The organism is Pseudonocardia sp. NPDC049635, from assembly GCF_040659795.1.
GTDB lineage: Bacteria > Actinomycetota > Actinomycetes > Mycobacteriales > Pseudonocardiaceae > Pseudonocardia.
In genome coordinates this window covers 305,149-318,730 of the sequence record NZ_JBFAON010000003.1, presented here as the reverse complement: position 1 = coordinate 318,730, position 13,582 = coordinate 305,149, and the positions used below count along the sequence as shown (strand labels likewise).

The window sequence follows — 13,582 nt, the reverse complement described above, 5'->3', positions numbered from 1 at the left end:
CCCGGAACCGGCCGTGGTCGAGTCCCGCGGCCACCTGAACCCGGGCGGGCCGGACGTCACGCTCAGCCGGTTCCCGATCGGTCTCGACGAGCTCGTCCGGTGGGCGTGGGTCGCCCGCTGGGACATCCCCGACGGGGAGGTGCGGCCGCAGCGGGTGCTGCAGTACCCGGCGTTCAACCTGGTCACCGATCCGCAGGGCGCGTACCTGTACGCGCCGCGGACGGTGGTGGACACCCGTGAGCTGACCGGCCGGTCGTGGGTGGCGGCCGTCCTGCTGCGCCCGGCCGCGACGCCGCTGCTCACCACCACCCCGCCCGCCGTGCTGCGCGGGTCGTCGGAGCCGGTCCCCGGTGCGCCGGTGGCGGAGCTGACCGCCGCCGTGCACGACCCGGCCGATCCGGACCGCGCGGTCGCGGCCGTGCTGCGCGGATGGCTGGGCCCGGTCGCGGCCCGGGTCGGCGACGCGGGCCGGCTGGTGAACCGGGCAGCCGGCCTCGCGGAGGAGCGCCCCGACCTCGTCCGTGCCGACCAGCTCGCCGAGGAGCTCGGGGTCGCGCCCCGGACGCTGGAGCGGCTGGTCCGCAACCACGTCGGGCTGAGCCCGCGGTGGCTGATCGAGTGCCGCCGCCTGCAACAGGCTGCCGCCGTGCTGCGGCTCGGACCGGACACCGACCTGGCCGGGCTCGCCGCCGACCTCGGCTACGCCGACCAGTCGCACTTCACCCGCCGATACCGCGCGGTGGTGGGGGAGACGCCGGGTGCGACCCGGCGCGCCGCCCGCGCCGGAGGTTGATCGGAAACGTTCCGCGGGGCAACGCCGTCGTACTACTCTCCGTAGCATGGCACGCCGGCCCGAGCCCGATCCGACGACCTGGTGGGAACGCTACGGGCACCGGCTGGAAGGACCTCCCGTGACGACCCGTCCCGCCCCGCAGGCCGCCCCCGTCCTGGCCGAGGCCGACGTGCTGCACCCCCGCACCGAACGACCCCGCTCGGGCTGGCGGCGCACCCTGCACGACCTGACCGGTGGGCGGGTCAACCCGGGCCCCGGTGCGGCCGAGCTGGCCAGGACCGCGCTGCTCGCGCGGATCCGGAGCCCGCTCCCGGGCTCGCACCGGGTCGCGGTCATGTCGGTCAAGGGGGGCGTCGGCAAGACCACCGTCGCCGCCTGCCTCGGGCTGACGCTGGCCGAGCACCGCGGCGACCGGGCCGTCGTGCTCGATGCGAACCCGGACGCCGGCACCCTGGCCGACCGGCTCACCGGTGACCCGCGGGTCACGGTGCGCGACCTGCTCGACGACCTCGACGGCGTCACCACCTGGACCGACGTCTCCCGCTACACCAGCCTCGCCGGGCGGCTGCAGGTGCTGTCCTCCGAGCAGGACCCGGCCTCCGGCGAGGCCTTCCGCCGCGACGAGTACGAGCGCGTCTGCGACCTGCTCGGCCGGTACTTCAACATCGTCGTCACCGACTCGGGCACGGGGCTGGTGCACTCGGCGATGGAGGGCACGCTGGCCCGCGCGGACTCCGTCGTGGTGGTCGGCGCGCCGACCGTGGACGGGGCGGGGCGCGCCGGGCGCACGCTGGACTGGCTGGCCGCGCACGGGCACGGGGCGCTGGCCCGCGACGCCGTCGTCGTCCTGTCGTGCGACCGGCAGAGCGCCGAGGTGGACACCGGCCGGATCGTCGAGCACTTCGCCGACCGGGTCCGCGGGGTGGTACAGGTTCCGCACGACCCGCACCTCGCCACCGGCGGCCGGATCGACCCCACCCGGTTGCGCCCGGCGACCGCGGTGGCGTTCCTGGAGCTGGGCGCGCTGGTCGCGGACGCGTTCGACGCCCGGGGCCGCTGAGGTCCGCCGCCGCGGCGGCGTACCCTGGTCCCGGACATGAGCACGCAGCGCATCCCCGGATCCCGGCCCGCCCGCCCCGACGACAACCCGTGGGTCGTCAGCACCCGCGAACTGGCCCGCCGCCCCGGAACCCAACGCACCGTCACCCGGACAGTGCCCGCGCCCACCGGCGACGAGGCGATCGGGCTGGTCGGTGTCATCGCCGTCCCGGACGGCTCCGACGTCGATCTCGACGTCTCGCTGGAGTCGGTCACCGAGGGCGTCTACGTCTCGGGCAGCGTCTCGGCGCGGCTCGAGGGGGAGTGCTCGCGCTGCCTGGACCCGCTGTCCGACGACGTCATGGTCCGGTTCGGTGAGCTGTTCGCCTACCCGGACTCGGTCACCGAGGAGACCACCGACGCCGACGAGATCCCGCGCCTGCTCGATGAGCGGGTCGACCTCACCCAGACCGTGCGGGACGCGCTGGTCACCGACCTGCCGATGGCGCCGCTGTGCAGGCCGGACTGTCCCGGCCTCTGCGAGGGCTGCGGCGAGCGGTGGGCCGATCTCGCGCCCGATCACGGGCATGAGACACTGGATCCTCGTTGGGCGGCGCTCCGGGAGCGCCTGCCCTCCACCGAGTGACCCGGTGCCCTTCGCGGGCCCGATCCCGGTGTGCAGACATACTGAACGTTCCAGAACTGAGGAGTGTCATCATGGCCGTCCCCAAGCGCCGGATGTCGCGGTCCAACACGCGGTCTCGCCGGTCGCAGTGGAAGGCCACTGCACCGAACCTCGTCGCCTGCTCGAACCGCGCCTGCCGCGAGCCGAAGCTGCAGCACATCGCCTGCCCGACCTGCGGTCAGTACGACGGCCGGCAGGTCACCCGTCCGGCCTGACCCGCCTGAGGTGGGCGACAAGAGTGTGACCGGCCCGGTGACGGACCGGTCCCCTCTGCTGTCCGCGCTCGGTGTGGAGCTGGACGAGGAGCTGCTGGTCCTCGCGCTCACCCACCGGTCCTACGCCTACGAGCACGGCGGGCTCCCGACCAACGAGCGCCTCGAGTTCCTGGGTGACTCGGTGCTGTCCATCGTGATCACCGAGCGGCTCTACCGGGACCACCCGGACCTGCCGGAGGGGCAGCTCGCGAAGCTGCGGGCCAGCGTGGTGAACATGCACGCGCTGGCCGGTGTCGCGGCCGCGCTGCCGGCTCCGGACGGGCGCACCGGCGTCGAGGGATCCCGGATCGGGCTCGGTGCGTACCTGTTCCTGGGGCGCGGTGAGGAGCTGACCGGTGGTCGTGGCAAGGCCAGCATCCTGGCCGACGCCACCGAGGCGCTGCTCGGCGCGGTCTACATCCAGCACGGCCTGGAACCGTCCCGGGAGCTGATCCACCGGCTCTTCGCCGACCTGCTGCGCAGCGCCCCGCTGCTCGGTGCCGGCCTGGACTGGAAGACCAGCCTGCAGGAGCTGACCGCGGCGGGCGGGCACGGCGTACCCGAGTACCGGATCGACGAGGAGGGCCCGGACCACCTCAAGGTGTTCACCGCGACGGCCGTCGTCGCCGGGCGGGACCTCGGGACCGGGGCCGGGCGCACCAAGAAGGAGGCCGAGCAGAAGGCCGCCGAGCTCGCCTGGCGCGCGCTGTCCGCCGAGCAGAGCTCCGGCTCGACGCTCTGACCCCGCGCGTGCCGTGCCCGAACTCCCCGAGGTCGAGGTCGTCCGGCGCGGGCTGGCCGATCACGTGCTGGGCCGCCGGATCGTCGGCGTGGAGGTCCTGCACCCGCGGGCGGTCCGCAGGCACCCGACCGGTCCGGACGACTTCGCCGGTCGGTTGGCCGGGCGGGTCCTGAGCGCGGCCGCGCGGCGCGGCAAGTACCTGTGGCTGGAGCTGGACACCGCCGGGCCAGGTGACGGGGCGTTGCTCGCGCACCTGGGCATGAGCGGTCAGATGCTGGTCGTCGATCCCGCCCGGCCCGACGAGAAGCACCTGCGGGTGCGGATCCGGTTCGACGACGAGGGCCCCGAGCTGCGGTTCGTCGACCAGCGCACGTTCGGCGGGCTGTCCGTGCACCCGTTGCGGCCGGCGCCGGGCGGCGGGCTCGTCCCGGAACCGGTCGCGCACATCGCGCGCGACCCGATGGACCCGGCGTTCTCCGTCGACGGCGCGGTGACCGCGCTGCGCCGCCGCCGGACCGAGCTCAAGCGGGCGCTGCTGGACCAGACGGTGGTCTCGGGGATCGGGAACATCTACGCCGACGAGGCCCTCTGGCGGGCCCGGCTGCACGGCGCCCGGCCGACCGACCGGCTGACCCGCCCCCAGGGCCACGCCGTGCTCGACGCCGCGACCACCGTGATGAACGAGGCACTCGCCCAGGGCGGGACGTCGTTCGACGCGCTCTACGTCAACGTCAACGGGGCGTCGGGCTACTTCGACCGCTCGTTGGACGTCTACGGCCGGGCCGACCGGGCCTGCCGCCGGTGCGGCACGCCGATCCGGCGGGACCACTTCATGAACCGGTCGTCGTTTACCTGCCCACGCTGCCAGCCCGCGCCGCGGCCCCGTCACAACCAGCCGTTGCGCCGGAACATCAGGTAGAGGACCAGCGCCAGCGCGAGCATCAGGCCGAACGCCATCGGGTAGCCGAAGGTCCAGCCCAGCTCGGGCATGTGCTCGAAGTTCATCCCGTAGATGCCGGCGATCAGGCTGGGCGCGAACAGGATCGCCGCCCACGACGACACCTTCTTCATCTGTTCGTTCTGGGTGTACCCGGCCTCGGTGAGCCGGGTCATCTCCTCGTTCTGCCGCTGCCCGACGAGCGTGGCGTTGACGGTGAGGATGTTGCCGAGCAGGTCGCGGAAGCCTTCCACCCGCTCCCGGACCCGGGTGGCGTGGTCGATCACGTCGCGCATCGCGCGGCGCAGCTCCAGGTCGGGGCTCGCCCCGGACTTGGCGAACCGGGCGCGCAGCTCGACGAAGATCTCCTGCAGCGGCTCCACCGCCCGCTGAAAGGCGATCACCTCACGGGTGAGCTGGTAGATCCGCCGGGAGACCTGCGGGTCGCCCCGGAAGACCTGCTCCTCGATCTGGTCGATGTCGTCCTGCAGGCCGTCGAGGACGGGACCGTAGTCGTCCACCACCCGGTCCAGCACGGCGTAGAGCACCGCCATCGGGCCGTGCGCCAGCAGCTCCGGGTCGGTCTCCAGCCGTTCGCGGACCTCACCCAGGTCGGGTTCGACGGCGTGCCGCACGGTGATCACGAAGTCCGGGCCCAGGAACAGGTGGACCTCGCCGATCTGTACGACCTCGTCGCGGTCGACGTAGCGGGCCGGACGGAGCACGACGAACTCGGTCTCGCCGTAGCGCTCCATCTTCGGACGCTGGTGGGCGTTCACCGTGTCCTCGACGGCGAGGGAGTGCAGGTCGAACTCCTTCGCCACCTCGCGGATCTCGTCGAGGTCCGGGCGGAGCATCCCGATCCAGCAGAAGCCATCGGACGACGCGTCCTGCCGGTCGTCGCGGCACCGGTGCAGCTCCGCGAGCGCTCCCTCCACCGACGGGGGAGCGGCGGCCCGCCTGCCGGCCACGTACACCGCGTTGTCGATCACCGACATGTTCTCTGCGACCTCCCGGACTCCCGGCCGGGGCCGAGGGTAACGAGTGCTTCGCCGCAGTGACGGTGCCCGTGGGTGACCCGCGGCACCACAGCGTCAAGGAGGCGTCAACGCCGCCTGGTCGAACCGTCAAGACGACCGTCACGGATGCACCGCGCCCGCCTGCGGGGACGCACGATCTCGCACCGGCCGTACCGGATGCACCGTCGCGGCCCGAAAGGGAGTGCTGTGGCGGACCTGGCCTGTCTCGTGCTGGTGATGGTGTGTTTCGGCGTGCTCGCGCTCGCCCTGCGCGGGCTGGAGAAGCTGTGATCGCCGACGTCGTGGCCGGCCTCGCCGTGCTGGCGCTGCTGGTCCACCTGGTGGTCGCGCTGCTGCGCCCGGAGCGCCACTGATGGCCGGCGTGGCCCAGGCGCTCGTGCTGGTGGTGCTGCTCGCGGCGAGCTGGAAGCCGCTGGGCGACCGGATGGCGCGGGTCTACACCGACCCCCGGCACGGTCGCGTCGAACGCCTGGTCTACCGGCTGTGCCGGATCGATCCGGACTCCGGCCAGCGCTGGACGGCCTACGCGGCCGGGGTGCTCGGCCTCGCGCTGGTGTCGGTGCTGCTGCTGTACCTGCTGCAGCGGGTGCAGCCGCTGCTGCCGCTGGGGTTCGGCCGCGGCAGCAGCGGCCCGGACGGACCGGCCACGGTGGGGCCCACGATGGCCTTCAACACCGCGGTGTCGTTCACGACGAACACGAACTGGCAGTCCTACGTCCCCGATCAGGTCCTCGGCCACACCGTGCAGATGATCGGCCTGACCGTGCAGAACGTGCTGTCCGCCGCGGTCGGGATGGCGGTCGCGGTCGCGTTGGTGCGCGGGTTCGCCGCGGCCGGGGACGGCGACGGGCGGATCGGCAACGTGTGGGTGGACGTGACCCGCGGGGCGGTCCGGATCCTGCTGCCGCTGGCCGCGGTCGCCGCCGTCGTCCTGGTCGCCACCGGGGTCGTGCAGTCGCTGCGCTCCGGGATCGAGGTGACCGCGGTGGACGGCTCGGTGCACACCGTCCCGCTGGCGCCCACCGCGTCCCAGGAGGCGGTCAAGCTGCTCGGCACGAACGGCGGAGGGATCTTCAACGCGAACTCGGCGCACCCGTTCGAGAACCCGACCCCGCTGTCCAACCTGATCGAGATCTACCTGCTGCTGGTGATCCCGGTGGCGCTCACCCGCACGTTCGGCGTGCTCGTCGGGCGGGTCCGCGAGGGCGTCGTGCTGCTGGGCGTGACGGCCGTGCTGTGGGTGCTGTTCCTCGGCGCCGCCTGGGTCGCCGAGCTGCAACCCAACGGGCCCGCGACGCTCGCCGCGGGTGGTGCGCTGGAGGGCAAGGAGACCCGGTTCGGGATCGCGGGGTCGGTGCTGTTCGCGGTGTCCACCACGGGGACGTCCACCGGCGCGGTGAACGCCGCGCACGACAGCATGACCGGCGCCGGGGGCGGGGTCGTGCTGCTGAACATGCTGCTCGGCGAGGTCGCACCGGGCGGGGTGGGCGCGGGGCTCTACGGACTCCTGGTGATGGCCGTGGTCGCGGTGTTCCTGGCCGGGCAGATGGTGGGGCGCACCCCGGAGTACCTGGGCAAGAAGCTCGGTCGCCGGGAGATCAGCTGCGCCGCGGTGTCGGTCGTGGTGATGCCGGCGCTGGTGCTGCTCGGGACCGGGCTGACCGTGGCGCTGCCCGCGGTCACCGCGGATGCGCTGGACGACGCGGGCCCGCACGGTTTCACCGAGGTGCTGTACGCCTGGGCCTCGGCGGCGAACAACAACGGCTCGGCGTTCGCCGGGCTCACCGCGACCGGCGACTTCCTGCAGATCGGGCTCGGCGTGGCGATGTTGTTCGGCCGGTTCCTCCCGATCCTGGCGGTGCTCTGCCTGGCCGGTTCGCTGGCCGTCCGGCCGCGGGTGCCCGCCGGCGCGGGGACGCTGCCGACCGACGGGTTGCTGTTCGGTGGGCTGCTGGGCGTGACGGTGCTGATGGTCTCGGCGTTGACGTTCCTCCCGGCGCTCGCGCTCGGGCCGATCGCCGAGGCGCTGTCGTGAGCGGGTGTGCGGGCCGCCGCGGGGCGGCGCCGTCACCGCGTACCGCCGCGACGGCCCCGGTGAACCGCGACCCCGCGGGCGGGCCGCCCGCGGGGGCCGGTGCCGGGGCGGCGCGGCTCTGGCCGGGTGCCGTCGCGGACGCGGTGCGCAAGCTCGACCCGCGGGTGCAGGCCCGCAACCCGGTGATGTTCGTGGTGTGGGTGGGCGCGGTCCTGGTGACCGGGCTCGCGGTCGCCGAGCCGGGCGTGTTCGCGGTGCTCGTCGCGTTCTGGCTGTGGTTCACCGTGCTGTTCGCCAACCTGGCCGAAGCCCTCGCCGAGGGCCGCGGCCGGGCGCAGGCGGCGTCACTGCGGGCCGCCCGCCGGGACACCGTGGCCCGGCGCCTTCCGGCGGGCTGCGATCCCGCTGCGGACGCCCCGGTGACGCCGGTCCCGGCCGCCGAGCTGCGGGTGGGCGACCTGGTCGAGGTCACGGCCGGGGAGACGGTGCCCGGCGACGGTGACGTCGTGCACGGCGTCGCGTCGGTCGACGAGTCGGCCGTGACCGGCGAGTCGGCCCCGGTCATCCGGGAGGCGGGCGGCGACCGCAGCGCGGTCATCGGGGGCACCACGGTGCTGTCGGACCGGATCGTCGTGCGGATCACGACCCGGCCCGGTGAGACCGTCGTCGACCGGATGATCGCGCTCGTCGAGGGTGCCGCCCGGGCGCGGACGCCCAACGAGGTCGCGCTCGGCGTGCTGCTCAGCGCGCTGACGATCGTGCTGCTCCTCGCGGTCGCCGCGGTCGCCCCGATGAGTGCGCACGCCGGGTCCCGGGTCCCGCTCGTCGTGCTGACCGCGCTGCTGGTCTGCCTGATCCCGACGACGATCGGCGCGCTGCTCTCCGCGATCGGTATCGCCGGGATGGACCGGCTGGTGCGGCGGGGTGTGCTGGCCACGTCCGGACGCGCCGTCGAGGCCGCGGGCGACGTCGACACCCTGCTGATCGACAAGACCGGGACCGTCACCCACGGCAACCGGCGGGCGACCGGGCTGCACCCGGCCGGTGGGGCCACCCTCAGCGAGCTGGCCGCCGCGGCCCGGCTGGCGAGCCTGGCCGACCCGACCCCGGAGGGCCGCAGCATCGTCGAGCTGTGCGCGACCGACCACGGCCTGCCCGCCGGCGCGGACGCCGTCGAGGCGCTCGCCACGACCGTGCCGTTCAGCGCGCGGACCCGGATGTCGGGGGTCGATCTCGACGGTGTCGCGGTGCGCAAGGGTGCCGCCCGCGCCGTGCTGGAGTGGGCCCGGGGCGCCGACGAGCAGCTGCAGGTGCGGCAACTGGTGGAGACGGTCTCCGCCGCCGGCGGTACCCCGCTGGTCGTGGCCACCGCGCCCACCGGGGCCGCGGCCGACCGCGGGGGCGCCCGGCTGCTCGGTGTCGTGGAGCTGTCCGACGTCGTCAAGCCGGGGATCGCCGCACGGTTCGCCGAACTGCGTGCGATGGGTGTCCGCACCGTCATGGTCACCGGGGACAACCCGCGCACCGCGGCGGTGATCGCCGCCCGGGCCGGTGTCGACGACCACGTCGCCGAGGCCACCCCGGAGGACAAGCTCGCGCTGATCCACCGCGAGCAGGCCGCGGGCCGGCTGGTCGCGATGACCGGTGACGGCACCAACGACGCCCCGGCACTGGCCCAGGCCGACGTCGGCGTCGCGATGAACACCGGGACGGCGGCGGCGAAGGAGGCCGGGAACATGGTCGATCTCGACTCCGACCCGGCCAAGCTCGTCGACATCGTCGAGGTCGGCAAGCAGCTGCTGATCACCCGGGGCGCGTTGACCACCTTCTCGGTGGCCAACGACCTGGCGAAGTACTTCGCGATCCTGCCGGCGATGTTCGCCGGGGTGTACCCGCAGCTGGGGGGACTCGACGTGATGGGTCTGGCCACGCCGCAGTCCGCGGTCCTCTCCGCGGTGATCTTCAACGCGCTGGTGATCGTGGCTCTGGTCCCGCTCGCTCTGCGCGGGGTGCGGTACCGGCCGTCGTCGGCGGCCGCGCTGCTGCGCCGCAACCTGTTCGTCTACGGGGTCGGCGGGGTGCTCACGCCGTTCGCCGGTATCGCCCTGATCGACCTCGTCGTCCGCCTGATCCCGGGGGTGTGAGAGGTGTTCACCGTGCTGCGCAGACAGGCCGCGGCCGGTCTGCGGCTGCTGCTGGTCATGACGGTGCTCTGCGGTGTCGTCTACCCGCTCGCGATCTGGGCGGTCACCCGGTTGCCCGGACTCGCCGATCCCGCCGAGGGGTCACTGCTGCCCGGCGCCACCGGGCCGGTGGGGTCCACGCTGATCGGCATCGACCCGGTCGCCGCCGACCCGGCGGCCGACCCGTGGTTCCACACCCGGCCGTCCGCGTCCGCGGCGGACGTGCTGGGCCCGGCCGATCCGGCGGTGTCCGGTGGGTCCAACGCCGGTGGTTTCGACGAGGAGCTGCTGGCGGCGGTGACGCTGCGCCGGGAGCTGGTCGCGGCCCGGGAGGGCGTCGAACCGGCGGCGGTCCCGGCCGATGCGGTGACGGCGTCGGCGTCCGGGCTGGACCCGCACATCAGCCCCGCCTACGCGGCGTTGCAGACGCCTCGGGTCGCCCGGGTCACCGGGCTGGCCCCGGAGCTGGTGGCGGAGCTGGTCGCCGGCGCCACCGAGGGGCGGACGTTCGGGATACTCGGTGAACCCCGGGTGAACGTCACCCTGCTGAACACCGCGCTGGCGGAGACGGCACTCACGGACGTCCCGCCGGGCGCAGGGGGAGGGGTTTCCGTGCGGGTGGCGCCAGTGACCAGAATGGTCCCGTGAACAGGGGTGAGCTGCGCATCCACCTCGGCGCGGCGCCCGGCGTGGGCAAGACGTTCGCCATGCTCGCCGAGGCGCACCGGCGGCTGGAGCGGGGCACCGACATCGTCGTCGGGATCGTCGAGACGCACGGCCGGGAACGGACCGCCGCGCTGCTGGAGGGGCTGGAGGTGCTGCCCCGCCGGTGCGTCGGCCACGGCGGGACGGTCCTGGAGGAACTCGACCTCGACGCGGTGCTCGCCCGCAGGCCGCAGGTCGTGCTGGTCGACGAGCTGGCACACACCAACGCACCCGGTTCTCGGCACCCGAAACGCTGGCAGGACGTCGAGATCCTGCTCGACGCCGGCATCGACGTGCTGTCCACGGTGAACGTGCAGCACCTGGAGTCGCTGGGCGACGTCGTGCACACGATCACCGGGGTCCGGCAGCTGGAGACGGTGCCCGACGCGGTGGTCCGCCGGGCCGGCCAGCTGGAACTGGTCGACATCACCCCGGAGGCGCTGCGCCGGCGCCTGGCGCACGGCAACGTCTACCCGGCCGCGCAGGTCGACGCGGCGCTGGCGCACTACTTCCGGTTGCCGAACCTGATCGCGCTGCGCGAGCTCGCGCTGCGCTGGGTCGCCGACGAGGTGGACGTCGCACTGCGCAGGCACCGGGCCCGGGAGAAGGTCACCGAGGTCTGGGAGACCCGGGAGCGGGTCGTGGTCGCGCTCACCGGGGGCCCGGAGTCGGAGACGGTGCTGCGCCGCGCCGCGCGGATCGCGAAACGGGCCGGCCCGGCCGACCTGCACGCGGTGCACGTGCTGCGCGGCGACGGGCTGGCGGCGGCCACACCGGCGTCGGTGGACCGGTTGCGGACGCTCGCCGCGGACGTCGGGGCCACCTTCCACACCACCGTCGGTGACGGCGGCGCCGAGTCGGTACTGCGGGCGTTGCTCGACTTCGTCGACGGACTGAACGCGACGCAGCTGGTGCTCGGGACGTCGCGCCGGTCCCGGCTGGCCCGGCTGTTCGACCCGGGGATCGCGGCCCGGGCGGTCCAGGAGTCGGGGCCGATCGACGTGCACATGGTCACCCACGACGCGGCGGGCCGCGCGCTGCGGTGGCCGGTGCTGCGTGGTGCGCTGCCGCTGTCCCGGCTGGGCCTGGGCTGGGTGCTCGCCGTGCTCGGACCGAGCCTGGTCACCGCCGCCGGGTTGCTGGGGGGAGGGGTGCGGATCGACGTGACCGCGGACGCGATGCTCTTCCTGCTCGCGACCGCGCTCGCCGCGCTGGTCGGCGGTCTCGGTCCGGCGCTGCTGGCCGCCGCGCTCGGCGGGGTCCTGCTGAACTGGTTCCACTACCCGCCGCTGCACACGCTGGCGATGGAGAGCACCGGCAACGTGGTCACCATCGTGACCATGTTGCTGGTCGGCGTACTGGTCTCGCTGGTGGTGGACCGCGCGGCCCGGCGCGCCGAGCAGGCCGCGAGCGCCCGGGCCGAGGCGGCGCTGCTCGCCTCGTTCGCGCGGACCGTGCTCACCGGCTCCGAGCCGCTGCCGCGGCTGCTGACCCAGGTCCGGGAGGCGTTCGGCCTGCGCAGCGCGGCGTTGCTGGAACTCGGGCCGGACCGGAGCTGGTCGACGGTCGCCGCGTCCGGCCACGACGAGTGCCGGCACCCGGGGTTGGCCGACGTCGACGTCGTCGTCGAGGAGGGCCTGCACCTGGTCGGCACCGGGCGCGCGCTGCCGGCGTCGGACCGGCGGTTGCTGGAGACGGTCGGCGGGCAGGCGCTGCTCGCGCTGCGCGGCGAGCGCGCCGTGGCCGATGCCGCCGCCGCCGAGCGCCGGGCGGCGGTCAACGAGACCCGCGGCGCACTGCTGTCGGCCGTCGGCCACGATCTGCGCAGCCCGCTGACCTCGATCAAGGCGGCCGCCGGGAGCCTGCGGGACCGCTCGCTGCCGCTGTCGCCCGCCGACCGGGCCGAGCTGCTCGCGACCGTCGAGGAGTCCGCGGACCGGCTGACCGGCCTGGTGGAGAACCTGCTGGACTCCTCCCGGCTCGCCGCCGGTGCGGTGACACCGCTGCTGGCCCCGGTCGGTTACGGCGAGGTGGCGGCCCGCGCACTGCTCGGTGTCGAGGGAGCCGAGCGGGTGCGGATCGAGTTCTGCGATGAGGTCCCGGATGTCCTCGCCGACTCCGGACTGCTGGAACGGGTGGTGGCCAACGTGATCGACAACGCGGTGCGGCACGGTGCCGCGCAGGGCGACCGTTCGGACGTGGTGCTGCGGGCCAGCACGCACGCCGACCGGGTGGAGCTGCGGGTCGTCGACCGCGGGCCGGGTGTCCCGCACGGCCGCTACGACGAGCTGTTCGCCCCGTTCCAGCGGCTCGGCGACCGCGACGCCGCCGCCGGGCTGGGGCTCGGGTTGTCGGTGGCCCGTGGCCTGACCGCCGTGATGGACGGCGACCTGACGGCGGAGGACACCCCCGGTGGCGGGCTCACCGTCGTCGTCTCCCTGCCGGTGGCCCCGGCCGGGGCGCCCCGGTGACCGGGCGCGGGACCCGGGTGCTGGTCGTCGACGACGACCCGCAGATCCTGCGTGCACTGCGGATCAACCTGACCGCGCACGGCTACACGGTGACCGTCGCCGCGGACGGTTCGGCCGCGCTGCGGGCGGCCGCGGACGGACATCCCGACGTCGTCGTCCTCGATCTGGGTCTGCCCGACCTGGACGGCACCGAGGTGATCGCCGGGCTGCGCGGCTGGAGCAGCATTCCGATCCTGGTGCTGTCGGCCCGCGCCGACTCCGCGGACAAGGTCCGCGCACTCGACGCCGGGGCCGACGACTACGTGACGAAACCGTTCGGGATGGCGGAGCTGCTGGCCCGGCTGCGGGCCGCGGTGCGGCGGGCGTCCGCGTCGGCGGTCGACGGGGAGGCGGTGATCACGACCGACGACTTCACGGTGGATCTGGCGGCGAAGACGGTGGTACGGACCGGCGGCGACGAGGTACACCTCACGCCCACCGAGTGGGGGGTCCTCGAACTGCTGGTGCGGCACCGCGGCAAGCTGGTCGGCCAGCGGCAGGTGCTGCACGAGGTGTGGGGCCCGCGGTACACCACCGAGACCCACTACCTGCGGGTCTACCTGGCCCAGCTGCGCCGCAAGCTCGAACCGGTGCCGGCCAGCCCGCGCTACCTGATCACCGAGGCCGGGATGGGGTACCGGTTCGACGGCTGACGGGGCG

14 protein-coding genes are annotated in these 13,582 nt (G+C 74.2%); 13 read left to right on the top strand and 1 reads right to left on the bottom strand.

Translation table 11 applies throughout. The annotated features are described in order from the left end of the window. Window positions 1-13 precede the first annotated feature (13 nt). From AB0J24_RS06325 to mutM, 6 genes are all read left to right on the top strand, one after another. Window positions 14-793, top strand: coding sequence for a helix-turn-helix domain-containing protein (locus AB0J24_RS06325; protein WP_358676275.1), 780 nt, complete (start codon window positions 14-16; stop codon window positions 791-793). Window positions 794-839: 46 nt separating this feature from the next. Further along, window positions 840-1,853, top strand: a complete 1,014-nt coding sequence (locus AB0J24_RS06320) for a MinD/ParA family protein (RefSeq protein ID WP_358676272.1) — start codon at window positions 840-842, stop codon at window positions 1,851-1,853. Window positions 1,854-1,889: 36 nt separating this feature from the next. After that, the gene (locus AB0J24_RS06315) at window positions 1,890-2,477 is read left to right on the top strand and encodes a YceD family protein (RefSeq protein WP_358676269.1); all 588 of its coding nucleotides are present in this window, start codon (window positions 1,890-1,892) and stop codon (window positions 2,475-2,477) included. Between the two features lie 71 nt (window positions 2,478-2,548). Next, the gene (rpmF, locus tag AB0J24_RS06310; protein WP_132421781.1) at window positions 2,549-2,731 is read left to right on the top strand and encodes a 50S ribosomal protein L32; all 183 of its coding nucleotides are present in this window, start codon (window positions 2,549-2,551) and stop codon (window positions 2,729-2,731) included. Window positions 2,732-2,741: 10 nt separating this feature from the next. Next, window positions 2,742-3,512: a ribonuclease III gene (rnc, locus tag AB0J24_RS06305; protein WP_358676265.1), complete on the top strand. Its 771-nt coding sequence runs from the start codon at window positions 2,742-2,744 to the stop codon at window positions 3,510-3,512. Window positions 3,513-3,525: 13 nt separating this feature from the next. Continuing rightward, complete coding sequence (gene mutM / locus AB0J24_RS06300; protein WP_358676262.1) at window positions 3,526-4,431, top strand: bifunctional DNA-formamidopyrimidine glycosylase/DNA-(apurinic or apyrimidinic site) lyase; 906 nt, start codon at window positions 3,526-3,528, stop codon at window positions 4,429-4,431. Here mutM and AB0J24_RS06295 read toward each other — a convergent pair. Continuing rightward, entirely contained in the window at window positions 4,398-5,447 is a 1,050-nt protein-coding gene (locus AB0J24_RS06295; RefSeq protein ID WP_358676259.1) for a magnesium and cobalt transport protein CorA, read from the bottom strand. The two genes, mutM and AB0J24_RS06295, sit on opposite strands and share 34 nt — an antisense overlap. A 147-nt stretch (window positions 5,448-5,594) precedes the next feature. On the opposite strand from AB0J24_RS06295, the gene AB0J24_RS06290 reads away from it, so the two are divergent. From AB0J24_RS06290 to AB0J24_RS06260, 7 genes are read left to right on the top strand one after another with little or no spacing between them, the layout of a single operon-like run. Continuing rightward, a complete protein-coding gene (locus AB0J24_RS06290; RefSeq protein WP_358676476.1) occupies window positions 5,595-5,759 on the top strand; it encodes a hypothetical protein in 165 nt (54 codons plus the stop codon). Next, the gene (locus tag AB0J24_RS06285; protein WP_358676256.1) at window positions 5,711-5,842 is read left to right on the top strand and encodes a potassium-transporting ATPase subunit F; all 132 of its coding nucleotides are present in this window, start codon (window positions 5,711-5,713) and stop codon (window positions 5,840-5,842) included. The genes AB0J24_RS06290 and AB0J24_RS06285 overlap by 49 nt, the downstream gene beginning before the upstream one ends. Further along, the gene (kdpA, locus tag AB0J24_RS06280; RefSeq protein WP_358676253.1) at window positions 5,842-7,524 is read left to right on the top strand and encodes a potassium-transporting ATPase subunit KdpA; all 1,683 of its coding nucleotides are present in this window, start codon (window positions 5,842-5,844) and stop codon (window positions 7,522-7,524) included. The genes AB0J24_RS06285 and kdpA overlap by 1 nt, the downstream gene beginning before the upstream one ends. Window positions 7,525-7,583: 59 nt before the next feature. After that, on the top strand, window positions 7,584-9,668 hold the full coding sequence (kdpB, locus tag AB0J24_RS06275) for a potassium-transporting ATPase subunit KdpB (protein WP_358676250.1): 2,085 nt from the start codon (window positions 7,584-7,586) through the stop codon (window positions 9,666-9,668). A gap of 57 nt (window positions 9,669-9,725) precedes the next feature. Further along, complete coding sequence (locus tag AB0J24_RS06270) at window positions 9,726-10,355, top strand: potassium-transporting ATPase subunit C (protein ID WP_358676464.1); 630 nt, start codon at window positions 9,726-9,728, stop codon at window positions 10,353-10,355. Then, window positions 10,352-12,883 carry a DUF4118 domain-containing protein gene (locus AB0J24_RS06265; RefSeq protein ID WP_358676247.1) on the top strand — a complete coding sequence of 844 codons (2,532 nt, stop codon included), beginning with the start codon at window positions 10,352-10,354 and terminating at the stop codon, window positions 12,881-12,883. The genes AB0J24_RS06270 and AB0J24_RS06265 overlap by 4 nt, the downstream gene beginning before the upstream one ends. Continuing rightward, window positions 12,880-13,575, top strand: a complete 696-nt coding sequence (locus tag AB0J24_RS06260; protein WP_358676245.1) for a response regulator — start codon at window positions 12,880-12,882, stop codon at window positions 13,573-13,575. Before AB0J24_RS06265 ends, AB0J24_RS06260 begins: the two co-directional genes overlap by 4 nt. The last annotated feature ends 7 nt before the right edge of the window (window positions 13,576-13,582 follow it).

What these genes read in the sequence shown, in the direction of transcription:
- AB0J24_RS06320 (WP_358676272.1), top strand. Translation starts at nt 840, where the DNA reads ATGGCACGCCGGCCCGAGCCCGATCCGACGACCTGGTGGGAACGCTAC.
- AB0J24_RS06315 (WP_358676269.1), top strand. Translation starts at nt 1,890, where the DNA reads ATGAGCACGCAGCGCATCCCCGGATCCCGGCCCGCCCGCCCCGACGAC.
- rpmF (WP_132421781.1), top strand. Translation starts at nt 2,549, where the DNA reads ATGGCCGTCCCCAAGCGCCGGATGTCGCGGTCCAACACGCGGTCTCGC.
- AB0J24_RS06295 (WP_358676259.1), bottom strand. Translation starts at nt 5,447, where the DNA reads ATGTCGGTGATCGACAACGCGGTGTACGTGGCCGGCAGGCGGGCCGCC.
- AB0J24_RS06290 (WP_358676476.1), top strand. Translation starts at nt 5,595, where the DNA reads ATGCACCGCGCCCGCCTGCGGGGACGCACGATCTCGCACCGGCCGTAC.
- kdpA (WP_358676253.1), top strand. Translation starts at nt 5,842, where the DNA reads ATGGCCGGCGTGGCCCAGGCGCTCGTGCTGGTGGTGCTGCTCGCGGCG.
- AB0J24_RS06270 (WP_358676464.1), top strand. Translation starts at nt 9,726, where the DNA reads ATGACGGTGCTCTGCGGTGTCGTCTACCCGCTCGCGATCTGGGCGGTC.